Source organism: Burkholderia sp. Ac-20379, assembly GCF_017104645.1.
Classification (GTDB): Bacteria; Pseudomonadota; Gammaproteobacteria; order Burkholderiales; family Burkholderiaceae; genus Burkholderia.
On the sequence record NZ_JAAGPF010000095.1, the window covers coordinates 1 to 24379 of the forward strand.

Annotated in this window: 26 protein-coding genes and 1 tRNA gene; 16 read left to right on the forward strand and 11 right to left on the reverse strand. The window is 67.8% G+C overall.

Features of this window, described 5'->3' with window-relative positions; translation table 11 throughout:
* Positions 1 to 303: 303 nt before the first annotated feature.
* From G3N92_RS14735 to G3N92_RS14745, 3 genes are all read left to right on the forward strand, one after another.
* Positions 304 to 1758: an RNA polymerase factor sigma-54 gene (locus tag G3N92_RS14735; RefSeq protein WP_206128266.1), complete on the forward strand. Its 1455-nt coding sequence runs from the start codon at positions 304 to 306 to the stop codon at positions 1756 to 1758.
* A gap of 67 nt (positions 1759 to 1825) precedes the next feature.
* Positions 1826 to 2014 (forward strand): DUF3008 family protein, encoded by a 189-nt coding sequence (locus tag G3N92_RS14740; protein WP_206128267.1) that lies wholly within the window; start codon positions 1826 to 1828, stop codon positions 2012 to 2014.
* A gap of 49 nt (positions 2015 to 2063) precedes the next feature.
* Positions 2064 to 2225, forward strand: coding sequence for a DUF1328 family protein (locus G3N92_RS14745; protein ID WP_206128290.1), 162 nt, complete (start codon positions 2064 to 2066; stop codon positions 2223 to 2225).
* A 94-nt stretch (positions 2226 to 2319) separates the two neighbouring features.
* Here G3N92_RS14745 and G3N92_RS14750 read toward each other — a convergent pair whose 3' ends face one another.
* Both G3N92_RS14750 and G3N92_RS14755 read right to left on the reverse strand, forming a co-directional pair.
* The gene (locus G3N92_RS14750; RefSeq protein WP_206128268.1) at positions 2320 to 2931 is read right to left on the reverse strand and encodes a superoxide dismutase; all 612 of its coding nucleotides are present in this window, start codon (positions 2929 to 2931) and stop codon (positions 2320 to 2322) included.
* Between the two features lie 88 nt (positions 2932 to 3019).
* Complete coding sequence (locus tag G3N92_RS14755) at positions 3020 to 3496, reverse strand: hypothetical protein (protein ID WP_206128269.1); 477 nt, start codon at positions 3494 to 3496, stop codon at positions 3020 to 3022.
* Between the two features lie 98 nt (positions 3497 to 3594).
* Here G3N92_RS14755 and G3N92_RS14760 point away from each other — a divergent pair, with 98 nt between their 5' ends.
* Complete coding sequence (locus G3N92_RS14760; protein ID WP_206128270.1) at positions 3595 to 4764, forward strand: hypothetical protein; 1170 nt, start codon at positions 3595 to 3597, stop codon at positions 4762 to 4764.
* Positions 4765 to 4850: 86 nt separating this feature from the next.
* Here the strand turns inward: G3N92_RS14760 and yghU are convergent, their stop codons facing one another.
* The 3 genes from yghU to G3N92_RS14775 are packed head-to-tail and all read right to left on the reverse strand — an operon-like array spanning position 4851 to position 8493.
* Positions 4851 to 5726 (reverse strand): glutathione-dependent disulfide-bond oxidoreductase, encoded by an 876-nt coding sequence (gene yghU, locus G3N92_RS14765; protein WP_206128271.1) that lies wholly within the window; start codon positions 5724 to 5726, stop codon positions 4851 to 4853.
* A gap of 19 nt (positions 5727 to 5745) precedes the next feature.
* A complete protein-coding gene (locus G3N92_RS14770; RefSeq protein ID WP_206128272.1) occupies positions 5746 to 7842 on the reverse strand; it encodes a pyridoxamine 5'-phosphate oxidase family protein in 2097 nt (698 codons plus the stop codon).
* A 33-nt stretch (positions 7843 to 7875) separates the two neighbouring features.
* Entirely contained in the window at positions 7876 to 8493 is a 618-nt protein-coding gene (locus G3N92_RS14775) for a glutathione S-transferase (RefSeq protein WP_206128273.1), read from the reverse strand.
* Between the two features lie 207 nt (positions 8494 to 8700).
* Here G3N92_RS14775 and G3N92_RS14780 point away from each other — a divergent pair, with 207 nt between their 5' ends.
* Both G3N92_RS14780 and G3N92_RS14785 read left to right on the forward strand, forming a co-directional pair.
* Positions 8701 to 9600, forward strand: a complete 900-nt coding sequence (locus G3N92_RS14780; protein ID WP_206128291.1) for a LysR family transcriptional regulator — start codon at positions 8701 to 8703, stop codon at positions 9598 to 9600.
* 176 nt (positions 9601 to 9776) lie between these two features.
* Positions 9777 to 10523: a glucose 1-dehydrogenase gene (locus tag G3N92_RS14785; RefSeq protein ID WP_206128274.1), complete on the forward strand. Its 747-nt coding sequence runs from the start codon at positions 9777 to 9779 to the stop codon at positions 10521 to 10523.
* 201 nt (positions 10524 to 10724) lie between these two features.
* Here the strand turns inward: G3N92_RS14785 and G3N92_RS14790 are convergent, their stop codons facing one another.
* Positions 10725 to 11366, reverse strand: coding sequence for a TetR/AcrR family transcriptional regulator (locus G3N92_RS14790; protein ID WP_206128275.1), 642 nt, complete (start codon positions 11364 to 11366; stop codon positions 10725 to 10727).
* Positions 11367 to 11437: 71 nt separating this feature from the next.
* Here G3N92_RS14790 and G3N92_RS14795 point away from each other — a divergent pair, with 71 nt between their 5' ends.
* From G3N92_RS14795 to G3N92_RS14825, 7 genes are all read left to right on the forward strand, one after another.
* The gene (locus G3N92_RS14795; RefSeq protein ID WP_206128276.1) at positions 11438 to 12169 is read left to right on the forward strand and encodes an SDR family oxidoreductase; all 732 of its coding nucleotides are present in this window, start codon (positions 11438 to 11440) and stop codon (positions 12167 to 12169) included.
* A gap of 291 nt (positions 12170 to 12460) precedes the next feature.
* The gene (locus G3N92_RS14800; protein WP_206128277.1) at positions 12461 to 13180 is read left to right on the forward strand and encodes a FadR/GntR family transcriptional regulator; all 720 of its coding nucleotides are present in this window, start codon (positions 12461 to 12463) and stop codon (positions 13178 to 13180) included.
* Between the two features lie 109 nt (positions 13181 to 13289).
* Positions 13290 to 14057 (forward strand): SDR family oxidoreductase, encoded by a 768-nt coding sequence (locus tag G3N92_RS14805; protein WP_206128278.1) that lies wholly within the window; start codon positions 13290 to 13292, stop codon positions 14055 to 14057.
* Positions 14058 to 14172: 115 nt separating this feature from the next.
* Positions 14173 to 15465 carry an MFS transporter gene (locus G3N92_RS14810; RefSeq protein ID WP_206128279.1) on the forward strand — a complete coding sequence of 431 codons (1293 nt, stop codon included), beginning with the start codon at positions 14173 to 14175 and terminating at the stop codon, positions 15463 to 15465.
* A gap of 54 nt (positions 15466 to 15519) precedes the next feature.
* Positions 15520 to 16767, forward strand: a complete 1248-nt coding sequence (locus G3N92_RS14815; RefSeq protein ID WP_206128280.1) for an enolase C-terminal domain-like protein — start codon at positions 15520 to 15522, stop codon at positions 16765 to 16767.
* A gap of 190 nt (positions 16768 to 16957) precedes the next feature.
* Complete coding sequence (locus tag G3N92_RS14820; protein ID WP_206128281.1) at positions 16958 to 17413, forward strand: hypothetical protein; 456 nt, start codon at positions 16958 to 16960, stop codon at positions 17411 to 17413.
* 1 nt (position 17414) lies between these two features.
* Positions 17415 to 17972 (forward strand): hypothetical protein, encoded by a 558-nt coding sequence (locus G3N92_RS14825; RefSeq protein ID WP_206128282.1) that lies wholly within the window; start codon positions 17415 to 17417, stop codon positions 17970 to 17972.
* Positions 17973 to 18164: 192 nt separating this feature from the next.
* Here G3N92_RS14825 and G3N92_RS14830 read toward each other — a convergent pair.
* A tRNA-Pro gene (locus tag G3N92_RS14830) sits at positions 18165 to 18241 on the reverse strand.
* A 109-nt stretch (positions 18242 to 18350) separates the two neighbouring features.
* Between G3N92_RS14830 and G3N92_RS14835 the strand changes: the two genes are divergently transcribed.
* The 3 genes from G3N92_RS14835 (at position 18351) to G3N92_RS14845 (ending at position 20225) form a co-directional block, all read left to right on the forward strand.
* Positions 18351 to 18809: a histidine phosphatase family protein gene (locus G3N92_RS14835; RefSeq protein ID WP_206128283.1), complete on the forward strand. Its 459-nt coding sequence runs from the start codon at positions 18351 to 18353 to the stop codon at positions 18807 to 18809.
* Between the two features lie 161 nt (positions 18810 to 18970).
* A complete protein-coding gene (locus tag G3N92_RS14840) occupies positions 18971 to 19789 on the forward strand; it encodes a GNAT family N-acyltransferase (RefSeq protein WP_206128284.1) in 819 nt (272 codons plus the stop codon).
* A gap of 229 nt (positions 19790 to 20018) precedes the next feature.
* A complete protein-coding gene (locus G3N92_RS14845) occupies positions 20019 to 20225 on the forward strand; it encodes a hypothetical protein (RefSeq protein WP_206128285.1) in 207 nt (68 codons plus the stop codon).
* Between the two features lie 18 nt (positions 20226 to 20243).
* Here the strand turns inward: G3N92_RS14845 and G3N92_RS14850 are convergent, their stop codons facing one another.
* The 4 genes from G3N92_RS14850 to G3N92_RS14865 all read right to left on the reverse strand — a co-directional run.
* A complete protein-coding gene (locus G3N92_RS14850) occupies positions 20244 to 21623 on the reverse strand; it encodes an MATE family efflux transporter (RefSeq protein WP_206128286.1) in 1380 nt (459 codons plus the stop codon).
* A gap of 10 nt (positions 21624 to 21633) precedes the next feature.
* Positions 21634 to 21957, reverse strand: coding sequence for a DUF2288 domain-containing protein (locus G3N92_RS14855; RefSeq protein ID WP_206128287.1), 324 nt, complete (start codon positions 21955 to 21957; stop codon positions 21634 to 21636).
* A gap of 132 nt (positions 21958 to 22089) precedes the next feature.
* Positions 22090 to 23700, reverse strand: coding sequence for an acyl-CoA synthetase (locus G3N92_RS14860; protein WP_206128288.1), 1611 nt, complete (start codon positions 23698 to 23700; stop codon positions 22090 to 22092).
* Positions 23701 to 24054: 354 nt separating this feature from the next.
* Positions 24055 to 24379, reverse strand: a 325-nt coding sequence (locus G3N92_RS14865; RefSeq protein WP_206128289.1) for a peptidoglycan DD-metalloendopeptidase family protein, incomplete at its 5' end; no start/stop codon positions are given.

Below are 24379 nucleotides of genomic sequence, written 5' to 3' on the forward strand. Positions count from 1 at the left end.
CCCCTCGCCGCGCCCGCGCGGCGGGCCGGCGGGCGATTGGATTCAGCAGGACGCGTACCCGCGCGCGGCAGCGCGGCCGGCGGCGTGCCGGCGATGCGCGCATCTCGCTCCGCGCAACAGCGCATTGCATTGTTTGCCGCGCGTTCGGTCCAAATCTTGCGCAGCCGCTTGTAAAAAATGCTGTCCTGGTAGTCCCGATCGTGGCCGCTCGCGGGCCGAGCCCTTGAATATCAAGGTGTTAGCGACCTGGTACGAATGTTGCGAAAGTCGGGACAGGATCAATCAATCGACCAGGAGCACCCGATGTCCACGCTCGCGCTACAGATGCGGCAACACTTGACGCTGACGCCGCGGTTGCAACAGTCGCTTCGGCTGCTTCAACTGTCGTCGCTCGAATTCCAGCAAGAGCTGCGTCAGGCGCTCGACTCCAATCCGTTCCTCGAGGACGTGCAGGTGTCCGGCGACGACGATACGCGCACGCCGTTCGATCAGGCCGAACAGGCCGCCGAATCGGCCGAATCGGCCGATGCGCCGAACCTGGTGACGGCGGAGGAAGCGCCGCGCGACAACGCGTTCTCGTACACGGCCGAAACCGCGCTGCGCGGCAGCGCGATGCGCCGCTCGGGCGACAGCTACGACATGGAGGCGTCGGAGCGCGTCGTGATGGAGCCGTCGCTGCACGAGCATCTGCACGAGTCGCTGTGCCTCTATCCGCTGAACCCGCGCGACCGCGCGGCGGCGCGCACGGTGATCGACGCGCTCGACGACGACGGCTACCTGCGCCAGACGCTCGCCGAGCTGGCCGAGACGGTGGCCGATTCCGACGCCTGCTTCAGCGAGCAGGAACTGACGGTGGCGCTGCGGCTCGTGCAATCGGTCGACAAGCCGGGCCTCGCCGCCCGTTCGTTGTCCGAATGTCTGCTGCTGCAACTGAATGCGATGCCGGCCGGCCGCCCCGACGTCGAGTGCGCCAAGACCATCGCCGAGCATCATCTCGAACGCCTGGCGCGCCGCGAGACGGCTGAAATCCAGCGCCGCATCGGCTGCGACACGCGCACGCTGCGCGCGGCCTGCGCGCTGGTGCGCAAGCTCGATCCGCGCCCCGGCAATCACTACGGCAGCGCGAGCGGCGACTACGTGGTGCCCGACGTGATCGTGCGCCAGGTGAGCGGGCGCTGGGTCGTGACAGTCAACCCGGCCGTGATGCCGCGTGCACGCGTGCACAAGCTCTATGCCGAGCTGTTCGCGAAGTCGAGCGAATCGGCGCAATCGCCGCTCGGCCAGCAGTTGCAGGAAGCGCGCTGGCTGATCCGCAACGCGCAGAAGCGCTTCGACACGATCCAGCGCGTGGGCGAATGCATCGTCGCGCGTCAGCGCGATTTCTTCCGCTACGGCGCGATCGCGTTGAAGCCGCTCGTGCTGCGCGACATCGCCGAGGAGCTCGATCTGCACGAATCGACCATCTCGCGCGCCACGGGCAACAAGTACATGGCCACGCCGCACGGCGTGTTCGAGTTCAAGCACTTCTTCCCGCGCAAGCTCGAGGCGGCGGGGCGCGGCGCGTGCTCGGCCGCGGCGGCGAAGGTGCTGATCCGCGAAATGATCACGGCCGAGGCGGCCGGCGAGCCGCTGTCGGACGTGGCGCTCGCGCATCGGCTGGCGGGGCGCGGCGTGGTGCTCGCGCGCCGCACCGTCACGAAGTACCGGCAGGCGATGAAGATCCTGCCGGCCGAGCTACGCCGCCGCGTGCCGGTCTGAAAAGGGTTCGCGCGCGCGAGGCGGCTTTCCCATCGAATCACCGGTCTGGACGGACGAGGAGGCGGGCATGAAGGCGAAATCGCAAGCGCAACAACACGCGGCCGGCGCGGCATTGTCGGCCAAGCGTGGAGCAACGCAGGTCAAGGACATGAAGGGCGCATCGCGCGACATGTACGACTCGATGAGCGAACGCGAACTCGAGGACATGGCCGCGACGCGCATCAAGAACAAGCCGCAACACAAGAGGACGTCGTGACGGCCTGGCCGATCGCGGCATGAAGTCGTTTTTCAACTGGGAGGTAGTCATGCTTCGCTACGCAGTGATCTTTTTCATCATCGCCATCATCGCGGCGGTCTTCGGTTTCGGCGGTATTGCTGCCGGCGCCGCTGAAATCGCCAAGATCCTGTTCTTCATCTTCGTCATCATCTTCATCGTGACGCTGCTGCTTGGCGTGGTGCGAAGATAACGAAGCATCGGGAAGGGAAGACGAAACGGCCGCCAGGCATGGCGGCCGTTTTTCATGGCGCGCCCGAAACCGCACGGGCGCGCGGGCGGGGCGCTCAGCCGAGCGCGGCGTCGTAGCGGCGCGACACCTCGGCCCAGTTGACCACGTTGTAGAACGCCGCGATGTATTCGGGGCGGCGGTTCTGGTACTTCAGGTAATACGCGTGTTCCCAGACGTCGAGGCCGAGGATCGGCGTGTTGCCCGTCATCAGCGGGCTGTCCTGGTTGCCGCTGCTCTCCACCACGAGCTTCTTGGCCGGCGTCACGCTGAGCCATGCCCAGCCGCTGCCGAAGCGCGTCAGCGCGGCCTTCGTGAACGCGTCCTTGAACGAATCGAAGCTGCCGAGATCGGCGTCGATCGCGGTGGCGAGGCGGCCTTGCGGCGCACCGCCGCCGTCCGGCGCCATCACGCTCCAGAACAGGCTGTGATTGGCGTGGCCGCCGCCGTTGTTGCGCACCGCGCCGCGCACCGATTCCGGCAGCGATTCGATGCCGGACACCAGTTCCTCGATGCTCGGGAACGGCAGGCCCGCGCCCTCGAGCGCCGCGTTGACGTTGTTGACGTAAGCCTGGTGGTGCTTCGAGTAGTGGATCTCCATCGTCTGCGCGTCGATGTGCGGTTCGAGCGCGTCGTAGGCGTAGGGCAGCGGGGGCAGGGTGTAGGGCATGGTGGCTCCGGGTGGTGGTTCGGTGAGTTCAGTGAGTTCGGTGGGTTGGCCCGATCCGATCGGATCGGATCGGGCGGCGGCGGTTCGGTCATTGGCGCGTCAGCGTGTGCACCGGGCCGGCCGCGCCGAGCTGGCAGGCTTCGCGGGCGGCATCGTCGTCGGGATGGCCCGCGACGTAATGCGTCAGTTCGGCATAGGTGCGGCGGCAATGGCGTTGCGCGGCGGTCTGCCAGCGGATCGGCAACGCGGCGCCGTTCATCGTGTCGCACAGGCGCGTGTGCGCGGCGCACAGATGGCGGCATTGATCGCAGTTGCGGCCCAGGCGCGCGTAGGCGTCGGCCAGGTTGTGATGCGCGACGACCCACGCCGCCGTGCCGGCCTCGGCGTCGCCGACGCGGCCGTACATGGCGTCCGCGAGCGATACCGCCGCGTCGTAATGGGCGATCGCGGTGGCGTAGTCGCGCTCGTCGAACGCGCGGTTGCCCCAGGTGATCGAACGCCGCCAGCGCGCGAGCTCGTCGCGGTCGTCTGCGCGGGAGGGGGAAGCAGTGGTGGCGGTGTGCATGGCGTTTCTCTCGGGTTCTCGGATGGCGTGGGCTCGATGCCGATCTATAAACGCGAATGATAATGATTTCTATTTAAATAGTCGAATGGGCGGATGGAATGACCCCACGGCGGGTGGGGTGGCGTGGTGCGGCCAGGCCGGCGCGGCAACCGCTCGGCGCCCCGCGCGCTTGGGCGATCGGGGCGGCTGGGCGAGAATGGCGGGCCGCCGCATGTGCTTGCGCGGCCCGAGCCGTTTCAATCCTATTTCAACGATCCCGCCGGCGCCAGCGGCCCGGCCATCGCGACGAAGGCCGGGTTCGGGCGCGCCGAAGCGGGGCGCATACCAAGGAAGTGATGATCGCCGTACCCGTATGGTCAAACCTGATGTTCGTCATCGTGTTGATCGGCTTTGGCGCGTTGCTGTTCGCGCTGTTGCTGGCGATCGTGCCGCCGTTGCGGCGCCGGATCTGGCGGCATCGCGGCATGCGTATCGGCGTGCTGATCGCCTCGCCGATTCTCGCGCCCGGCGCCGCGATCGCGATCTACGTGCTTTACGTGTTCTGGCAGGTGGATCGCATCCAGTCGGCGCCCGAATCGGCGCGGCATGTGACGCTCGCGAAGGCCACGCGTTTCGGCGTGCTGACGTTTCCCGCCGGAACCCGGCTGGACCTGTACGATGCCTACGTGATGCGGGAGAGCAACATCAGAAAGGCGACGTTTCCGCAGCCGGTGGCGATCCAGGGCTTCGACGCGATGACGCTGCAGCCCGATCTCTACGGCTTCACGATCACGGGCGTGGGCAGCCGGATCGTGGAGGGGTGGCGTTGCGACCTGACGCAGCCGATCTCGTTTCGCACGCGCGACGACGACGACAAACCGATACCGATGCGCCTGACCGCCTGCCGGCTCGCGCCGGGCAACCGCGTGGGCGACATCGCTTTGCCGGGCGGACTGTCGCTGACGGAGAGCCTCGGCGAGCGGAATTACCCGGAGATCCTGGCGTTGGCGCTCGCGCAGGACATCGTGTTCGGCGATTGGCGGGTGCCGCTGAGCCATGCCTGCCTGTATGTCGATCGGACGCACCATGCTTTGGTCAGGATCTACGGTGCGGCGTTGGCGCGGCCGTTTCGCGCGGGTGGGGTGACGTGGCCGCCGGGGACGCGGGTGAGCTGGGATCCCGATTCGGTCGCGCAACCGGCGCAATGGCGTGACAACCGGCGCATTCTGGACATCGGGCCGTGGGAGTTTCAGCCGGCGATTCCGGGTGTGAGTGATGGGGCGTGTTGAACGGGGGGCGCGCCGAGCGGCCTCGTGCCGAACGCTCCGCGCATGCTCGACGCGCTGTGCCAGGCTGCGCGTCGTCCCGCCTCCTGTCATGCTGGCTGGCACAGCGCATTGAAATCCCCTGCGTCGTGGCGCTCGCGCAGCCACGTACCGGGCGCTCCCGACGTGCGGTTGACGACGCGGCCGCGCGCCACGGCCGGGCGCGCCGCGATCGCGTGGTACCAGCGCAGCAGATGCGGGTACTGCTCGATGGCCAGGAACTCGTGCGTGCCGTACACGCCGTACAGGCTGCCCGGGTACCACGGCCACACGGCCATGTCGGCGATCGTGTACTGGCCGCCTGCAAGGAATTCGTGCGAGGCCAGATGCGTGTCGAGCACATGCAGCTGGCGCCGGGTTTCCATCGCGTAGCGGTCGATCGCGTATTCGATCTTGAGCGGCGCATACGCATAGAAGTGGCCGAGGCCACCGCCGACGAACGGCGCGGCGCCCATCTGCCACATCAGCCAGTTGAACGTCTCGGTGCGCGCGCGCGTCTCGGTCGGCAGGAACGCGCCGAAACGCTCGGCGAGGTAGACGAGGATCGAGCCGCTTTCGAAGATCGGCACGGCGGGCTCGATCGAGCGATCGACGAGTGCGGGGATCTTGCCGTTCGGATTGATCGCCACGAAGCCGCTGCCGAACTGGTCGCCCTTGAAGATGTCGATGAGCCACGCGTCGTATTCGGCGCCCGCATGGCCGGCCGCGAGCAGCTCCTCGAGCAGGATCGTGACCTTCTGGCCGTTCGGCGTGCCTTGCGAATACAGCTGGAGCGGATGCTTGCCGACCGGCAGCGGCTGCTCGAAGCGCGCGCCCGAGGTCGGGCGGTTGATGCTGCCGAAAGCGCCGCCGGGGTCGGCCTTCGGGATCCATACCGTCGGCGGCACATAGCCGGCGGGCAGGTTGCGGGCGGCATCGTCGTTCATGGTGGGTTCCTTCTGGTGGTCAAAGGTCCAGCGACACGCCTTCGCGATCGAGCGAGTCGTGCAGATGCGGGCCGGGGTGCGGCGTGGCGCAGCAGAGCAAGGCAGTGCCCGGCGCGATCTCGTGCTCGGGCGGGGCGGCGTAATCGACCGAGCCGCTGACGATGCCGGCCGAGCAGGCGCCGCACATCCCGACGCGGCAGCTCGACAGCGCCGGCACGCCGGCCGCTTCGGCCAGCTCGAGCAGCGAGCCGCACGACGGCCGCCAGCGCGCGGTCTTGCCCGACTTCGCGAACGTGACGACGATCGATTCCTCGGCATCGTCGTCGGCAGGCGCGGGCGCCTGCGTCTTGCGTCGTGCGACCGACGCCGGGCCGAAGCGCTCGAAGTGGATCGACGCGTCCGGCACGCCGAGGCCGGTGAGCCCGTCGTACAGCGACTGCATGAATGCGGCCGGGCCGCACAGATAGAACTGGTAACTGTCGAACGGCAGGATCGATTTCAGCAGCGCGATGTCGATCTGGCCTTCGCTGTCGTGCGTCACGCCGAGCGTGTCCTCGGGGCGCGGCCGGCTGTAGCGCACGTGCGCGTGGAAATTGCCGTGGCGCGCCTGTTTGTCGTTCAGGAACGCGCGGAATGCGTGGTCGCGGCGCGCGCCGTGCACGAACCAGATCGGCGCGTGGTGCAGCGTGCGGCCCTGGTTGACGAGCAGGCTGTCGACCATCGCGATCATCGGCGTGATGCCGACGCCGGCCGAGATCAGCACCACCGGGCTGCGCGGATCTGCCTCGAACGCGAACGCGCCGCGCGGCGCCTTCGCTTCGATCAGGGTGCCGACCGCGGCGCGATCGTGCAGCCAGTCCGATACACCGCCCGCGCCTTCGCGCTTGACGGTGATGCGATAGGTCGCGCCGCCCGGCGCGCTCGACAGCGTGTAGGTGCGGTTCGCGGGCTCGCGCCAGCCTTCGGGTTGCACGCGGATCGGCAGGAACTGCCCCGGCGTGTACGTAGCCAGGCCGAGGCCGTCGGCCGGCGCGAGATGGTACGAGCGGATCTGCGCCGCTTCGTCGACGATGCGCTCGATCCGCAACGGCCGCCAGGCGTTGCGCATGCGCTCCGCTTCGAGCGTCTGCTCGACGTCGCGCCAACTGCCGGTGCGCGCGAGCAACGGCGAGTGTTCGGGCGGCGAGAAGTGCGCGGGCAGGCTCGCCTCCACGTGCACGACCTGCTCGATGCGGTACCGCACGAGCCGCTGCGCGCCGGCGAACGCACGCACTTCCGGGCCGTCCCAGACGATCTCCGCGCGCGCGGCGAGGTAGAGCACGTCGCCGCGCTCGAAATCGATGAACAGCAGCCCGGCGCGATCGTCGAGCTGCCAGTTGCCGAGCGTGTTGAAGATGAAGTTGCCGACGAAGTCGGGCGCGGTCAGCGTGGCGTCGTCGTCGATGCGCACGAAGCCGGGCTGCCCGCCGCGATGCGAGACGTCGGCGCCGCGCGCGGCGCCCGCGCCTTCGCGCAGGTTCGACGACGCGACGAAGTAGGTATCCGCGTTGCCGATGATGTCGCGGGCCCGCGCGTCGAGGCGCGCATGCCGATGCACGGGCGTCGCGACCTCGTGCATAGGATCGCGGTGAAACGCGGGCTCGCGCCCCTGGATGTACTGCGGGCAGATGCCGAGCGTTTGCCGCACGGCTACCGTGAAGGTGCCGTGGCCGACGGCGGAGATCGCGCCGAAGAAGCGGTTGCGCCGTCGCGTGTGAAGCTGCACGCCGAGCATGGCGATCTCCGCGCCGAGGCGCAGGTTGGCGCCGAGCGGATCGCCGTGCAGCGGGCGCGCCTGCACGGCGACCGTGTGCGCGTCCGGCGCGTCGAGAAAGCCGGGCTGGCCGAGCAGGATCGACGCCCACGGCTGTCCGTGGGCATCGACCGAGCCAACGAAGATATACGGCAGCAGTCCGAAGAATTCCCGATGCTGCCCGGTCAGGTATTCGCGCATCACCTGCCGCCCCGTCACCGCCATCTTTTCCCGAACGCCGACGCGCGCCTGCACGCTCAGCTCGCCTTCGTGAAACGGCGATTCATCCAGGCCCCAGCCCGGCGACGATGGGGTATTCGACATGAGCGGCTCGCGGCGATGGTGGCGGGTTGCGCGTCAGGCCGCCGCGCGCAGGCCGACCGCGTTGCGCGCGAACGGCACGAAGCCGGGCAGTGCCTCGACGCGCTTGAGCCAGGCGTTGACGTTCGCGTAGCCGGAGATGTCGACGTTGCCTTCCGGCGCGGCCGTGATGTAGCTGTACAGCGCCACGTCGGCGATGCTCGGCTGCGCGGTGGCGATCCACTGGCGGCCGTCGAGCTCGGCGTCGATCAGCTTCAGGATGTCGTGGGATCGCTTGATGACTTCCTCGGCATCGAGCTTCGCGCCGAACAGCACGATCAGCCGCGCGGCGGACGGGCCGTAGGCGATCTCGCCCGAGGCGACGGACAGCCAGCGGTGCACCTTCGCCGCGCCGAGCGCGTCCTCGGGCAGCCAGCCGGTCTTGCCGAGCTTCTTGGCCAGGTAGACGAGAATCGCGGCGGAATCGGCCACGATCGTGCCGTCGTCGTCCAGAACGGGAAGTTGTCCGAAGCGATTCAGCTTGAGAAATTCGGACTTCTTGTGTTCGCCCGCCGCGAGCGAGACGTTGACGATCTCGACCGGTTCGTCGAGCAGCGAGAGGAACAGCCGGATGCGATGCGCGTGGCCGGACAATGCGTCGTAGTAGAGTTTCATGCGTGCAACCTCGATGGGCCCCGGCGGCCAGTCCGCCCGGATGACTGAAGCCTAAAGAGAGGCGCCGTTCGACAGAACGGCCAATCGGTGGAATGCACTCTTTTGTTTTTTCGAATGGTGCGCGCATCACGGGCCGGCTCGGCCCGGATATCATGCGGCATCCTGAACAATGGCTTTGCGCCGGGCGCGCCCGGAGAGAGGCACATCATCGACCGCTTCCACGCCATGACCGTGTTCGTGAAGGTCGCCGAAGCCGGCGGCTTCGCGGGCGCGGCGCGCCAGCTCAACGCGAGCCCGCCCACCGTCACCCGCACCATCGCGTTGCTGGAGGAGATGCTCGGCGCGCGTCTGTTCGTGCGCACGACGCGCTCGATCAAGCTCACCGACATGGGCGAGCGCTACCTCGACGATTGCCGACGCATCCTCGCGGAAGTGCAGCAGGCCGAGGCTGCCGCCGCCGGTTCGTATTCGGCGCCCACCGGCACGCTGACCGTGTCGGCGCCGGTGCTGTTCGGGCGCATGCACGTGCTGCCGATTCTCAACGCGTTTCTCGAACGGCATCCGAAGGTGATCGGCCATGCGCTGTTCGTCGATCGCATGACGCATCTGGTCGAGGAGGGCATCGACGTGGCCGTGCGCATCGGGCATCTGCCCGATGCGAGCTACGTGGCGCGCCAGGTGGGCGCGGTGCGGCGCGTCGTGTGCGCGTCGCCCGACTATCTGCGCCAGCACGGCGTGCCCGAGCGGCCCGACGAGCTTGCGCGTCACCGGATCGTCGGCGCGACGGCGGGCTGGGCCGCGGGCGAATGGCGGTTCGGCGAAGCGGGCGGGATCGCGGTGCGCGTGAGCCCGGCGCTGGCCTGCAACACCAACGACGCCGCGATCGCCGCCGCCGAGGCGGGCATGGGCGTGACGCGCGTGCCCGCCTACCAGATCGCCGCGCAATTGCGCTCGGGCGCGTTGCAGGCGGTATTGAGCGAGTTCGAAGAGCCGGCCATGCCGGTGCATGTCGTGTACGCCGAGCGGCAGCACACGCCGGCGAAGATCCGGGGCTTCATCGATCTGGCCGTCGAACGCCTGCGCACCGATCTCGGCTTCGACGGGTAGCGCGCGGCGATGCGGGACGATGCGGCGCTCCCGGCCGTTTTCGATTGTTTGCGAACCCCGTTATCTTCATTCGTCTTGATCCGCTTTTTCCGGCGTCTGGCCGCGCGTAGATTTCAGGTCATCCCCGGTGCGCAGCCGTCCTGGTCGCGCCCGGCTTACCGGAAATGAGGATCGGAATGGCCAAGCTCGAAGGAAAAGTGGCGCTCGTCACGGGTGCGTCGAAGGGAATCGGTGCGGCAATCGCCAAGGCGCTGGCCGCCGAAGGCGCGGCGGTGGTGGTCGGTTATGCCAGCAGCCGGGCCGGTGCCGATACGGTGGTGAGCGAGATCACGGGCGCCGGCGGGCGCGCGGTGGCGGCCGGCGGCGACGTGTCGAAGCGTGCTGGCGCAGCCGGCCTCGTGCAGGCGGCCATCGACGCGTACGGCTCGCTCGACATCGTCGTCAACAACTCGGGCGTGTACGCGTTCGGCGCGCTGGAAGACATCACCGAAGACGAATTCCATCGTCAGTTCAACACCAATGTGCTCGGCTTGCTGCTGGTCACGCAGGCCGCCTCGAAGCATCTGGGCGAAGGCGCGAGCGTCATCAACATCAGCTCCGCCGTGACGCGCATCACGCCGCCGGCCACCGCCATCTACACGGGCACCAAGGGCGCGGTGGATGCGATCACCGGCGTGCTGGCGCTCGAACTGGCGTCGCGCAAGATTCGCGTCAACGCGATCAACCCGGGCTATGTCGAAACCGAAGGCACGCATACGGCCGGCATTTCGGGCTCGGGCATGGACACCGAATTCATCGCGAAAACGCCGCTCGGACGCGGCGGCCGCCCCGACGATATTGCCGATATCGCCGTGTTCCTGGCGTCCGACGATGCGCGCTGGCTGACGGGCGAGAACGTGCTGGCGGCGGGCGGGATGCGCTGAAGCGCGTCGAACCGAGCCGCGACGGGCAGGCTGATCCGGCCTGTCCCGCGCCGTCGCGAGCCGCCGGCCGACCGGCTGGCGGTATCGCGGCGCGGTTGTGTCGATCCCGGTGGCGCTTCATCGCCAACCGGGTTTTCCGTCTGTGGCTTCGGCTCGAGACAGGTTGCGTGCGCAACCGATCCGCAACCGATCAGCGCACGCCTATTCCCGGCCGTCCGTGCGGAGCCGATCCAGATACGCGCGGCACATCACGATCACTTGCCCCTGCACGGCGCGCGCCGCGTCGTCGGGTAGATCGCGCTCGCACACGCTGCGCACCGTGCCGAAAATCGTGTTGAGCAGCGTCAGGTTGACGATCGCCAGATCCGGCAGCACGGCATCGGCCGCACTGCCGAACATCGCGGCCGACGCGGCGTCGACGCGCCGGGTGAACGCCTCGATCAGCGGTGCGTTGTCGAGATCCACCACCGAGCGGTACAGCACGCGCGTGATGTCGGGCCGTTCCATCTTGGCATCCCAGTACGTGCCCACCAGCACCTCGATCATCCGGTCGATCGGCGCGCCGCGCAGCGTCTGGCAGGTGCGCTCGATCGTTGCGGCCAGCGCGTCCAGATAGTGCTCGTTCAGGCCGTAGAACAACGCCTGCTTGTGCGGAAAGTATTGATACAGCGTGCCGACCGACACGCCGGCCCGCTCCGCCACCCGGGTGGTGGTCAGTCGCTCGGGGCCGTCGCTCAGCAAAACCTGAATGGTCGCCTCGAAAATGGCGTGCAGCGTGACCGTCGAGCGCGCCTGGCGCGGCTTCCTGCGGGGCGTGAGACGAGTGGGCGTGGCGGACGGCATAAGCGAATTCTCAGGCTGGACGATTCTTTATATCGTGTTCGTGTCTTAACCGAACCGATCGAGGATGGCAGATGACAGACAATAACCGCATTGCGCTGGTGACCGGCGCCAACAAGGGCATCGGCCTGGAAATCGCCCGGCAGCTCGGGCAGGCCGGCGTGTTCGTGATCGTCGGCGCGCGCGACGCCGGCCGCGCGCAGGCCGCGCTCGACGATCTGACCGCGCAGGGCGTGCGCGCCGAATCGGTGGCGATCGACCTGATCGATCGCGCCAGCATCGCGGCGGCCGCCGAAACGATTCGCGCCCGGCACGGGCGGCTCGACATTCTCGTCAACAACGCCGGCATCGTCGACGCCGCCGATGGCCCGTCCACCGCCGCGTCGCCCGATGCGGCCCGCCGCATCATGGAAACCAACTTCATCGGCACGCTGAGCGTGACGCAGGCGATGCTGCCGCTGCTGCGGCAGGCGCCGCGCGCGCGGATCGTCAATCTGTCGAGCTCGCTCGGCTCGCTGACGCTCAACGGCGATCCGTCCTCGCCGTACTACAACGCGCGGCTGATCGGCTACAACGCGTCCAAGGCCGCGCTCAACATGCTGACCGTGCAATTGGCGGAGGAACTGAAGGGCACGCCGATCGTTGTCAATTCGGTGTGCCCCGGCTACGTGAAAACCGATCTCACGGGGCACAACGGCTTTCTGAGCGTGGCGGAGGGCGCGCGGATGCCGGTGAAGTACGCGCTGCTCGGCGACGACGCCGTGTCGGGCACCTTTGTCGAGGCCGACGGCGCGACGCCCTGGTAAGCGCTGGCGGGGCGGGGGAATGCGTCCGGTGCCGGAAACGTCGTCCTCGCAGGCCCGCCGTTCCGGCCCGCTGCCCATGTTGTTTCACTGCTTTCGATGAACGCTGCAGGGTCGCGGCGCCGTCGAGGCTGGCGCGAATCGCCTGCACGCTTCCAAGCGCCGCGGCTGCCAGCGCGAATTCGACGCTCCGACGCTTCGCGGCTCGCCCCCGGCTCCGGGAGAACCCGGATTGCCGCGGCGAGCGTCCGTCATTATCTTTCTAGATCATACGTATGATCTAGAGAGTCATTCATGGCAACCCTGCACCGGCAGGTACTGAACCAGATGGGCGAGCAGATCTGCTCGGGGCAGCTTGCCCCGGGCGAGGTGCTGCCGTCCGAGGACGAGCTTGCCGAGCGCCTCAAGGTGAGCCGCATCACGATCCGCGAGACGGTGAAATCGTTGTCGGCCAAGGGCATGCTGCAGGTGCGGCGGCGCTACGGCACGGTGGTGCTGCCGCGCTCGCAATGGCAACTGTTCGATCCCGACGTCATTCACTGGCGCGCCCGCGCCGGCACGGTGGACGACGCGCTGATTCAGGATCTGATGGAACTTCGCCTGATCATCGAGCCGAACGCGTCCAAGCTCGCCGCGAAGCGCGCCACCGACGCGGATCGCGTCGCGATCCGGCGCGCCTACCAGGCGATGGCGCGCGCGGTGGCCGGCGAGGGCGACTACGTGCCCGCCGACCTGGCGTTCCACGGCGCGATCCTGACCGCCTGCCACAACCAGTTCGTCCAGCAGATGCAGAACGCGCTGTCGTCGATCCTCGAAACAAGCTTCGCGCTTAGTTCGGAGATCGCCGGCGGCCCGGCCCGCTCGCTGCCGATGCACGAGGCGCTGTGCGTCGCGATCGAGAACGGCGACGAGGCGGCCGCGGAAGCCGCGGCGCTCGTGCTCATTCGGCGCGCCGAGCAGGATTTCGAGGATCGCGCGGCGCTGCATCGGGCCGTGGGCGGCAAGCCGGCCTGACGGCTCGGCCGGCTCAACCGACGTTGTTGCATTCACTGCATCGCGGCCGGCAGCGGCTGCGAGGGGCGCACTCGCGCCCGAGATTCGACTATCGAGAGGACACACCCCCATGACTTCATTGTTCGATCTGAGCGGCCGCACGGCGCTCGTCACCGGTTCGGCGCGCGGCATCGGCTTCGCGCTGGCCGAAGGCCTCGCCGCGGCCGGCGCGCGCGTGATCGTGAACGGCACGCAGGCCGACACCGTGGCCGCCGCGGTCGCGCGGCTCGCCGAGCGCGGCTTCGACGCGCAGGGCCGCGCGTTCGACGTGACCGACGAGCACGCCGTGGCCGATGCGTTCGCGCAGTGGGACGCGGACGGCGTGGCGATCGACATCCTCGTCAACAACGCCGGCATCCAGTTTCGCCAGCCGCTCGTCGAGCTCGCGCTCGGCGACTGGCAGCGCGTGATCGACACCAACCTGACGAGCGCGTTCATCGTCGGCCAGCAGGCGGCGCGGCGCATGATCGCGCGCGGCACGGGCGGCAAGATCATCAACATCGGCTCGCTGACGAGCGAGGCGGCGCGCGCCACGGTGGGCGCCTACACGGCGGCCAAGGGCGGCATCAAGATGCTGACGCGCGCGATGAGCGCCGAGTGGGCGCAGTCGAACATCCAGGCCAACGCGATCGGCCCCGGCTACATCCTGACCGACATGAACCGGCCGCTCGTCGAGAACGCCAGCTTCGACGCGTGGGTCAAGAGCAGCAACCCGACGCAGCGCTGGGGCAAGCCCGAGGAACTGGTCGGCACCGCCGTGTACCTGGCTTCGGCCGCGTCGAGCTACGTGAACGGCCAGATCGTCTACGTCGACGGCGGCTGGCTGTCGGTTCTCTGAACTCGGCCTGACAGCAGCACTGAAAGCAGCGCCGAACGCAGTACCCCAACGCCGGCCGCCCCACGCTAACAACATCGACACGGGCGCCGGCCCGCACGCACCTACCGGAGACATCATGGACAGCGTCAAACCCGTGGCACCCCAACGATGGTGGTATCTGATGCCCATCATCTTCATCACCTACAGCCTGGCCTATCTCGACCGCGCGAACTACGGCTTCGCCGCGGCCGCCGGGATCGACAAGGATCTCGGCATCACGCACGGCATGTCGTCGCTGATCGGCTCGCTGTTCTTTCTCGGCTACTGCCTGTTCCAGGTGCCGGGCGCGATCTACGCGCAGCGCAACAGCGTCAAGAAGCTGATCTTCGCGAGCCTGATTCTGTGGGGCCTGTGCGCGGCGGCCACGGGGATGGTCAGCAACATTCCGATGCTGATGGTGCTGCGCTTCGTGCTCGGCGTGGTGGAGGCGGCCGTCATGCCGTCGATGCTGATGTACATCAGCCGCTGGTTCACGCGCTCCGAACGCTCGCGCGCGAACACGTTCCTGATCCTCGGCAATCCGGTTACGGTGCTGTGGATGTCGGTGGTGTCGGGTTATCTGGTGCGCAGCTTCGGGTGGCGCGAGATGTTCGTCATCGAGGGCGTGCCCGCGCTCGCGTGGGCGGTGGTGTGGTGGTTCACCGTCAAGGATCGTCCGGCCGACGCGCCGTGGATGAGCGACGCGGAAAAGACCGAATTCGCCGCGCGCCTGAAGGCCGAGCAGGCCGACATCGCACCGGTGCGCGACTACAAGGCCGCGTTCCGCTCGCCGATCGTGCTGAAGTGCTGCGCGATCCATGCGCTCTGGAGCATCGGCGTGTACGGCTTCATCATGTGGCTGCCGTCGATCCTGAAGGCGGCCGCGACGATCGACATCGTCTCGGTGGGCTGGCTCGCCGCCGTGCCGTATCTCGCCGCCATCGTCCTGATGCTGCTGGCGTCGTGGCTGTCCGACAAGACGCGCAACCGCAAGCTGTTCGTCTGGCCGCTGCTGCTGATCGGCACCGTCGCGCTCGTCGGCTCCTATCTGGTCGGCGGCTCGCATTTCTGGATTTCGTTCGTTCTGCTCGTGATCGCCGGCGCGACGATGTATGCCCCTTACGGGCCGTTCTTCGCGCTGGTGCCGGAACTGATCCCGAGCAACGTGCTGGGCGGCGCGATCGGCATCATCAATTCGAGCGGCGCGCTCGGCGCGTTCCTCGGCTCGTGGATCGTCGGCTACCTGAACGGCGCGACCGGCAGCCCGTCCGCGTCGTACATCTTCATGGCCGCGGCGCTGCTGGCCTCGGTGTTCATCATGATGACCGTGCCGGGCCGCGCCGAACCACGCCCGGCCGCGGCTTCCGCCGGCTCGCTCGGCCGTACCTGATGCGCCCGGCGTTTCGCACCGCCCCCCCTCATTTTCTGGATTTCGGCCTGACTCATGACCACCCTGATTACCGATGTGAAGGTCATCCTGACCGCGCCCGAAGGGATCAACCTGATCGTCGTCAAGATCGAGACCAACCAGCCCGGGCTGGTCGGGCTCGGTTGCGCGACGTTTGCGTACCGGCACCTCGCGGTGCAATGCCTCGTCGAGGACTATCTGCGGCCGCTGCTGATCGGCCGCGATGCCGAGGCCATCGAGGAGCTGTGGCAGTTGATGCATCAGAACGCCTACTGGCGCAACGGCCCGATCGAGAACAATGCGATCTCGGGCGTGGACATGGCGCTGTGGGACATCAAGGGCAAGCTGGCCAACATGCCGCTGTATCAGCTGTTCGGCGGCAAGTGCCGCGAGGGCGTGCCGGTGTACCGGCATGCCGACGGCCGCGATCTCGGCGAGCTGTGCGAGAACATTCAGAAATATCGGGAGCAGGGCATCACGCATATCCGCTGCCAGAGCGGCGGCTACGGCGGCGCCGGCTTCGGCGCGGCGCCCGCCACCGCGCCGCACGGCTCGGCCGACGGCATCTATCTCGACAGCCGCAGGTACATGCGCGAGACGCTGAAGCTGTTCGACGGCATCCGTAGCCGGGTCGGCTTCGACGTCGAGCTGTGCCACGACGTGCACGAGCGGCTCAAGCCCGTCGAGGCGATCCGCTTCGCGTGCGAACTGGAGCCGTACGAACTGTTCTTTCTCGAGGATGCCATCGCGCTGGAGGAGGGCGAGTGGATCCGCCAGTTGCGCGAGAAGACCACCACGCCGCTCGCGCAGGGCGAACTGTTCAACAATCCTTATGAATGGCGTTTTCTGATCACCGAGCGGCTGATCGATTTCATTCGCGTCCACCTGAGCCAGATCGGCGGCATCACGGCCGGGCGCAAGCTGCAGATCTTCGCCGAGCAGTTCGGCGTGAGAACGGCCTGGCACGGCCCCGGCGATATGTCGCCGCTCGCGCATGCGGCCAATATCCATATCGATCTCGCGTCGCGCAATTTCGGCGTGCAGGAGTGGTCGGGCACCGAGCCGCCGAACTTCGTGATCCAGGAATTGAAGGGGCCGCGCGAAGCGTTGCTGGACGTGTTCCCGGGGCTGCCGGCGTTTCGCGACGGGCATGTGTATGCGAACGACAAGCCGGGGCTGGGCGTCGACCTCGACGAGGCCGAGGCGGCGAAATATCCGTGCGAGAACACGGTGACGACGTGGACGCAGACGCGGTTGCGGGATGGGGGGTTGCAGACGCCTTGAGGAGGGGCGCGTTCATTGACCGGCTCGATCTCGGTTGTGTCCCACAGCCGCATGCGCACCGCCTTGGCGAGCATGCACAACGTCAAAGGAACGCGCGGCGGCCTGCGCAAGCGAGCCGAAAACAATCCGCCGGATGCCGGACGTTGTGCGTGTAAGCTGGTTCGATTCGTCGTGCCAAGGTATCCCCAGGTTGAACCCGCTGGGAACCACCGAGCTATCATCATTTCACGATGACAAATCGACACTCGATATGAAGCTTATGTTCTCCTGGCAAGCGCTCCCGAATGGTGACCAATATGCGCATTGCACTTCCGACAGGCTGAATCCCTGGGGGATAAGTCCTCTCGCCGATGCGCTCGGCGATGACGGGGGGCTGGGCATCGAGCACACGATCAAGTGGATCGACGACGCAATAGATAAGGCGAACAGGGCTTTGGCCGGCGCATCGAGCGTCCAGCTTTGGGGGCGGGCGTGCTTCGCTATCGAATTTCAGGGAGACCGCGGATCAGCGTTCAGCCTGAGCGTGCCAGACTGTGCGGAAGCATTACCGACGATAGAGATCCTTGGCGTTTTGCAGCAGTGGAAGACGTTTTTAATGGACGGTCCAGCGGCCGGCTCGCGGGTCTTGGATATTGCTGAAAATTAGCGTGATTTTCATAAGCGATCTTCAAAACATGAAATCGTCGGAGGTCTACGCGATACTTCGCGAAGAGCTGGGGCCGTTTCTCAGGTCCTTGGGATTCAGGCGCGAGAAGGCGCTTTTAAGTTGGTCGCGCCTGCGCGATAGCCGATACACCACGCTGTGGTGCCAAGTCTCTCGTGACGGCTGGGACGATTGCGCCGGATCCAGGTTCGTGATGGAGTTCCAGCGGTCGGAACGCCCCGAGGCTGGCGAGTTATCGACAGCCAGAGCGAGGCTGGCCGCACTCCTGACCGATGCACAGAGGGCCGAAGTCTGGCGGCTGCAACGCCAGGTCATCGCCAGTCTCAGCCAGCCGCCAGGAGGGCATCCGGCGCTGCACGTATCGCCGGATGTCACGCGGTGGTATTTGGCGAAGTTTGAGGCACCGCGGGCGCCCTTCAAGGCGAGCGACGACATCTGGCTGCGATATGCGAAGCCCGAGCATGTGCACATGTGGGCCGAGTTCTTGCGAAACGTACTGCCCGACAGCCTCGCGGCCATCGATGCCATGCACGCCGGATAATCCTGCGCGGACGGTAGGCCGCGCGTGCTGGAGGCACTTTGCGAATCAGCGCAGAGGAAAGGCCGATCAGTTGATCGAACGATCTGGATCGAAGTGGATCTGGAGGACAGGATCGGGTTACATGGTGCTTGCAGGGCCCGGAAACGGAAAAAGGGGTTACCCGCTTGTGGCGGATAACCCCTTCGTGTCTCGTGGTCGGAGCGATAGGATTCGAACCTACGACCCTCTGATCCCAAATCAGATGCGCTACCAGGCTGCGCTACGCTCCGACGAGCCAAAGATTGTGCCTCATTTCGCCACTCGGGTCAATCCCTCCTACAGATGTCATCGAAGGCGCGTTAGCATGGAGGCCCGACCGACTCGCCGAGGTACATCAGGATGCATCTGATTCTATGGCGTCACGCCGAAGCCGAGGACTACGCCGCCAGCGATCTCGCCCGCCAACTGACCGTGCGGGGGCGCCGCGATGCGAACGCCGTCGCGAAGTGGCTGCGGCCGCGTCTCGAAAGCAGCGCCGTGATCCTGTCGAGCCCGGCGGCGCGCACCGTGCAGACGATCGAGACGCTGACGGACCAATACCGCACCGTGCGCGAACTGGCGCCGGGCGGCAGCGTGGCCGACGTGCTGACGGCGGCCGGCTGGCCGGAGGGCATCGCGCCCACGGTGGTGGTGGTCGGCCATCAACCGACGCTCGGTGCGGTGGCGGCGAAGCTGCTGTCGGGTATCGACGACAGTTGGTCGCTGAAAAAAGGCGGCCTGATTTGGCTGCAAAGCCGCTCTCGCGAGAGCACGGGGCAAGCTGTCCTGAAGGCCGCAATTTCGCCGGAATTGGCCTGAATCAGGCCGAATTGAGCGTTCAAATACCTTTCTTCCGACTTTCTGCTAAAGTCAGTTCGACGACATGTCACCGAACTGACACCGATTCGCCATCCAAGCGTCACGGCCGGTTACTACATTGGCGACCATGTCGTTCCATTCCTTACGACCAGGAAAGCCTGATGCGAGATCTGCCGACGCCCACGCTCCCATTCGCTTCGCTGCCGCTTGACCAGTCGCGCCGCCGCTTGCCGCGCGCGGCCGAAACGGTCACGTCCGAGTTTCGTCTGCGCGCCGCATGGGCACGCACCGAAGACGAACTGCGCGAAGCCCAGCGCCTGCGTTACAACGTGTTCGCCGATGAAATGGGCGCCTCGGTCAGCGGTCCCGCTGGCCTCGACGTCGATCCTTTCGACGCCTACTGCGATCACCTTCTGGTCCGCGACCTCGATACGCTCAAGGTCGTCGGCACCTACCGTGTCCTCCCGCCGCACCAGGCCGCCCGTATCGGCCGTCTGTACGCGGAAGGCGAGTTCGACCTGTCCCGCCTCGCGCATCTGCGCTCGAAAATGGTCGAAGTCGGCCGCTCGTGCGTGCATCGCGATTACCGCAGCGGCGCCGTGATCATGGCGCTCTGGGGCGGTCTCGGCACGTACATGATGCAAAACGGCTACGAAACCATGCTCGGCTGCGCGAGCGTGTCGATGGCCGACGGCGGCCACTACGCGGCCAACCTGTACGAGTCGCTCAGCGGCTCGCTCACGGCGCCCGAGTACCACGCCTTCCCGCACACGGCGCTGCCGGTGGACGAGCTGAAGACGGGCACGAAGGTGCTGCCGCCGCCGCTGATCAAGGGGTATCTGCGTCTCGGCGCGAAGATCTGCGGCGCACCGGCCTGGGATCCCGATTTCAACTGCGCCGATTTCCTGACGCTGTTCCGCCTCTCGGACATCAACGCCCGCTACGCCCGCCACTTCCTGGCCGAGCCGATCGCACGCTGATCCGTCACGCGCAAGCTGCAAGCCCAGCCTCATCGAAACGGCACGACGATCCGATCGTCGTGCCGTTTTTTATTGCCTGTGCCGCGAGCCGGGCAGGGGATGCGCCGCGCGCGCGAGCGCAATCCGGAGCGCCGAGCGTCCGACGCTCCGCGCTCCGGTTTCCGCTAGACTGCTGCGTCGCGTGCGCGGTGCGTCGTGCGCCGCGCGGCTTTCCGAATTCGAGGTGAGGATGTTCCGTTTCGTTATCGCCGCGCTCGTCGCGGTCATGTTGAGCGCCTGCGTGGATCAATCGGCGTCGAGCGCGGGTTCGCGCCATCACGGCAAGCCGCCCGAAGATCCGGCCGACTATCACGGCGTGCCGACCGACATGACGCCGCCGTCGATGCTCGATGCGCCGGGCTCGTCGGCTGCGCCGGCAGCGGCCGCTTCGCAGTAAGCGGGCCGGCGCCCGGCTTCAGCCCGCCGCGCTGCCGATCCGGCGCGCGAGCGCGGGCATCCGCAGCGATAGCGTCACGCCGCGCGAGAGCATGAAGATCGACAGCGCGAGCCACAGGCCGTGGTTGCCGAGCGGCCCGGCCAGCGCAAAGCTGGCGGCCAGGAACACGGCCAGCGAGATGGCCATCGCGATCATCAGCGTGCGCGTCTGCGTCGCGCCGATGAACACGCCGTCGAGCAGAAACCCCCACACCGACACCAGCGGCAGCACGGCCGCCCACGGCAGGAAGCGCGCCGCCATCTCGCGCACGGCCGGCTGATCGGTCAGTTGCGCGACGATCCAGTTGCCGCTCGAGGCATACACGAGCGTGAACGCCACCGAGCAGCCCACCGCCCATTGCAGCGTCACGCGCACGGCCGCGCGGAACGTGCCGCGATCGCGCGCGCCGGCGGCGGCGCCCACGAGCGCCTCGGCCGCATGGGCGAAGCCGTCGAGCGCATACGACGTGAACGTCAGGAAGTTGAGCAGCAGCGCGTTGGCCGCGAGCGTCGCGTCGCCTTGCTGCGCGCCCAGATGCGCGAACCAGCCGAACGCTGACAGCAGGCACAACGTGCGCACGAAGATGTCGCGGTTGAGCGCGACGAGCCGCTTGAGCGCCGTGCGTTCGAAGAAGGCGGCGCGGGTCGGCAGGCCGAATCGAAGGCCTTGCCGGTTGCCGTCGCCGCGGCGCGCCAGCAGCGCGATCGCGCCCAAGACGAAACCGGCCAGATCGGCCGTCGCGGTGGCCGCGCCGATGCCGGCCACGCCGCCGTCGAAGCGATATACGTACGCCACCACGGCGACGATGTTCACGACATTGATGAACGTCTGCAGCACGAGCGCCAGCCGCACGCGCTGCACGCCGAGCAGATAGCCGAGGATCGCGTAGTTCGCGAGCGCGAACGGCGCGGCCCAGATGCGCGCGTGGGCATAGGCCTGGGCGTTGGCGCGCACCGCGTCGCTGCCGCCGAGCAGTTGCATGGCGATCGCGATCAGCGGGCTGCTCAGCGCCAGCACGGCCAGGCCGAGCACGGCGGCCAGCGCCAACGCGCGCCACACGGCGAGCCGGATGCCGGCCCGATCGCCCGCGCCGAACGCCTGCGCGACGAGCCCGGTGGTGCCCATCCGCAGGAAGCCGAAGCCCCAGTACACGAAGCTGAAGAACAGGCTACCGAGCGCAACGCCGCCGAGCACTTGCGGGCCGTCGAGGTGGCCGGCCACGGCGGTGTCGACGGCGCCGAGGATCGGCTGCGTCAGGTTGGCCAGGACGATCGGGATCGCGAGGCCGAGCACGCCGCGATGGTCGACCGGCGTGCGGCCGGGCGCGGCGCCGGCCGGAGAAGCGGGGGAGGCGGACATCGGCAGGCGCTCAGGCGCGTTCCTGCACGCAGATCCACGGCGATACGACCACGGCCCACAGTTCGGGCGTGCGCGTGGCGTAATCCTGGGCGACCTCGGCGGGCATCCGCGCCACGTGGCCGGCCGACAGCCAGCGCGTGACCTGCTCGGTGTCGTCGGAGGCAACGGCTTCGGCCACGCTGACGAGATCGAGGTCGCGCGCCACCGACAGCAGCTTGCCCTGCGCGAAGAAGCGTTCGAGGTCGCACCAGTCGATCTTGGCGGTTTCGCCGAGCAGTTGACGGTAGAGCGGGCTGGGCGTGTCGCCGGCGGGCGAGGGAGTCGATGCGGTCATGGTCTTGAACGGGAGCGCGCGGCCGCGATGGCGGCCGGGTGCGGATTGCAATGCGGGGTGAGCCGCGATTTTAGCCGATCCGCCGGGGCGCCCGTTCGGCTGGCGCAAACGCGGCCATCGCCGCGGCCACGCTTACAGGTCCCGCAGCGCGCGCCGGATGATCTTCCCGGTGGCCGTCAGCGGCAGCCCGTCGACGAACGCGATCGCGCGCGGGTATTCGTGCGCGGCCAGACGTGTGCGCACGTGCTGCTGCAACGCGCGCACCAGCGCCTCGTCGGCCGTCACGCCGGGCTGGACGACCACGAACGCCTTCACGATCTCGGTGCGGGTCGGATCGGGCACGCCGATCACGGCCGCCATCCGCACGGCCGGGTGGCGCAGCAGGCAATCCTCGATCGGCCCCGGGCCGATCCGGTAGCCGGCGCTCGTGATCACGTCGTCGTCGCGGCCGACGAAGCGGATGAAGCCGTCCTCGTCGGCGACGCCGCGGTCGCCCGTCAGCAGGTAGTCGCCCGCGAACTTCTCGCGCGTCGCCTCGGGGTTGCGCCAGTAGCCGAGGAACATCACCGGGTCGGGCGCGCGGATGCCGATCGTGCCTTCGGTGCCGGGCGGCACCGGCTGGCCGGCCGCATCGACGATCTCGACGCGATGCCCCGGCGCGGCCTTGCCGATCGCGCCCGGGCGCGGCGCGAACAGCGCGCTGCACGAGGCCAGCACGACGTTGCATTCGGTCTGCCCGTAGAACTCGTTGATGGTCACGCCGAACACCTCGCGGCCCCAGTCGAGCAGCTCGGTGCCGAGCGATTCGCCGCCGCTCGCCACCGATTCGATCGCGAGCGCGTGCCGCTCTTGCGGCCGGGCCACCCCGCGCATCAGCTTCAACGCGGTCGGCGGCAGGAACGCATGGGTGACGCCGTGGCGGGCCAGCAGGGCGAACGCGGCCTCGCCGTCGAACTTCTCGAAACGGCGCGCCACGACCGTCACGCCGTGATGCCAGGCCGGCAGCAGCACGTCGAGCAGGCCGCCGATCCAGGCCCAGTCGGCCGGCGTCCAGAACACGCGAGCGCCGCGCGGAAAGCCGTTCTGCGACATCTCCACGCCGGGCAGATGGCCGAGCAGCACGCGGTGCGCGTGCAGCGCGCCCTTCGGCTTGCCGGTCGTGCCGGAGGTGTAGATGATCACGGCCGGATCGTCGGCGGCGGTGTCGGCGGGCGAGTAGGCGTCCGATTCGCCGGCGAGCGCCGCCTCGAACGACAGCGTGCCGCCGGGTTCGCCGTCGGTGCAGTAGATGGTGCGCAGAGCCGGCAGGGCGGCGCGCAGCGGCGCGATCTTGGCCGCGCCCGCGCAATCGGTGACGAGCGCCGCGGCGCCGCTGTCGGCCAGCCGGAATTCGAGCGCGTCGGCGCCGAACAGCGCGAACAGCGGCACCGCGATCAGGCCGGCCTTGTAGGCGGCCAGATGCGCGATCGCCGTCTGCGGGCCTTGCGCGATGAAGATGCCGACGCGATCCCCGCGCACCAGGCCGGCGCGCGCGAAGTGGTTGGCGAGGCGATTGGAGGCCGCCTTCAACGCGTCGAACGTATAGTGCGTGACGGTGCCGTCCTCGCGCTCGTCGATCAACGCGAGCCGGCCGCTGCCGTCGGCCCAGCGGTCGCACACGTCCACGCCGATGTTGTAGCGCTGCGGAATATGCCACGCGAACGCGGCGAGCAATGAAGGGTAATTGTCGGCTTCAGGCAGCATCGGTGCTCCGGGCGACATCGCGAAGGGCGGATGTTCGAGCGTACACCGTATCGTCACGACCTTTGCGAGATAGTCGCACCTCACGTAGCGATGATTCGCGTGACGGCGGCCTCGCCGGTTCGCGCGTACTATCGCTCGTTCAACGAATTGAAGTGAAACATGGTCTGGCTTTGGATTGCCACGGGGATCAGCCTGCTCGGCATTGCTGCCGTCGTGTGGTTCGCGACGCGCGTCGATCCGTTGTCCGGCCGCGTCAGCGGCCGGTATCGCAAGCGCTGAGCGGTCTCGTTCGTCAGCAGGGGCCCGGCTGCCGCCGGAAGCCCGGAATGCGCGCCGCGCGATGCGGCGCGTGCGTCAGCGCGCGGGCAGGTAGCGCGCCGGATCGATCGAGCGGCCGCCGTAGCGCAGCTCGAAATGCAGCGCGACGCGATCGTTGTCGGTGTCGCCCATCTCCGCGATCTTCTGGCCTTGCGTCACGGCATCGCCTTCCTTCACGAGCAGCACGCGATTGTGCGCGTAGGCGGTCAGGAAATCGGCGTCGTGCTTGATGATCAGCATGTTGCCGTAGCCGCGCAGCCCGTTGCCCGCATACACCACGCGCCCGCCCGCCGCTGCCACCACCGGCGTGCCGGCCGTGTTCGCGATGTCGATCCCCTTCGAATTGCCGCCGTCGAACGAG

Excerpts from the sequence above, each read along its gene's own strand:
- G3N92_RS14735 (WP_206128266.1), top strand. The coding sequence starts at position 304 with ATGTCCACGCTCGCGCTACAGATGCGGCAACACTTGACGCTGACGCCG.
- G3N92_RS14740 (WP_206128267.1), top strand. The coding sequence starts at position 1,826 with ATGAAGGCGAAATCGCAAGCGCAACAACACGCGGCCGGCGCGGCATTG.
- G3N92_RS14745 (WP_206128290.1), top strand. The coding sequence starts at position 2,064 with ATGCTTCGCTACGCAGTGATCTTTTTCATCATCGCCATCATCGCGGCG.
- G3N92_RS14750 (WP_206128268.1), bottom strand. The coding sequence starts at position 2,931 with ATGCCCTACACCCTGCCCCCGCTGCCCTACGCCTACGACGCGCTCGAA.
- G3N92_RS14755 (WP_206128269.1), bottom strand. The coding sequence starts at position 3,496 with ATGCACACCGCCACCACTGCTTCCCCCTCCCGCGCAGACGACCGCGAC.
- G3N92_RS14760 (WP_206128270.1), top strand. The coding sequence starts at position 3,595 with ATGACCCCACGGCGGGTGGGGTGGCGTGGTGCGGCCAGGCCGGCGCGG.
- yghU (WP_206128271.1), bottom strand. The coding sequence starts at position 5,726 with ATGAACGACGATGCCGCCCGCAACCTGCCCGCCGGCTATGTGCCGCCG.
- G3N92_RS14770 (WP_206128272.1), bottom strand. The coding sequence starts at position 7,842 with ATGTCGAATACCCCATCGTCGCCGGGCTGGGGCCTGGATGAATCGCCG.
- G3N92_RS14775 (WP_206128273.1), bottom strand. The coding sequence starts at position 8,493 with ATGAAACTCTACTACGACGCATTGTCCGGCCACGCGCATCGCATCCGG.
- G3N92_RS14785 (WP_206128274.1), top strand. The coding sequence starts at position 9,777 with ATGGCCAAGCTCGAAGGAAAAGTGGCGCTCGTCACGGGTGCGTCGAAG.
- G3N92_RS14790 (WP_206128275.1), bottom strand. The coding sequence starts at position 11,366 with ATGCCGTCCGCCACGCCCACTCGTCTCACGCCCCGCAGGAAGCCGCGC.
- G3N92_RS14795 (WP_206128276.1), top strand. The coding sequence starts at position 11,438 with ATGACAGACAATAACCGCATTGCGCTGGTGACCGGCGCCAACAAGGGC.
- G3N92_RS14800 (WP_206128277.1), top strand. The coding sequence starts at position 12,461 with ATGGCAACCCTGCACCGGCAGGTACTGAACCAGATGGGCGAGCAGATC.
- G3N92_RS14805 (WP_206128278.1), top strand. The coding sequence starts at position 13,290 with ATGACTTCATTGTTCGATCTGAGCGGCCGCACGGCGCTCGTCACCGGT.
- G3N92_RS14810 (WP_206128279.1), top strand. The coding sequence starts at position 14,173 with ATGGACAGCGTCAAACCCGTGGCACCCCAACGATGGTGGTATCTGATG.
- G3N92_RS14815 (WP_206128280.1), top strand. The coding sequence starts at position 15,520 with ATGACCACCCTGATTACCGATGTGAAGGTCATCCTGACCGCGCCCGAA.
- G3N92_RS14835 (WP_206128283.1), top strand. The coding sequence starts at position 18,351 with ATGCATCTGATTCTATGGCGTCACGCCGAAGCCGAGGACTACGCCGCC.
- G3N92_RS14840 (WP_206128284.1), top strand. The coding sequence starts at position 18,971 with ATGCGAGATCTGCCGACGCCCACGCTCCCATTCGCTTCGCTGCCGCTT.
- G3N92_RS14845 (WP_206128285.1), top strand. The coding sequence starts at position 20,019 with ATGTTCCGTTTCGTTATCGCCGCGCTCGTCGCGGTCATGTTGAGCGCC.
- G3N92_RS14850 (WP_206128286.1), bottom strand. The coding sequence starts at position 21,623 with ATGTCCGCCTCCCCCGCTTCTCCGGCCGGCGCCGCGCCCGGCCGCACG.
- G3N92_RS14855 (WP_206128287.1), bottom strand. The coding sequence starts at position 21,957 with ATGACCGCATCGACTCCCTCGCCCGCCGGCGACACGCCCAGCCCGCTC.
- G3N92_RS14860 (WP_206128288.1), bottom strand. The coding sequence starts at position 23,700 with ATGCTGCCTGAAGCCGACAATTACCCTTCATTGCTCGCCGCGTTCGCG.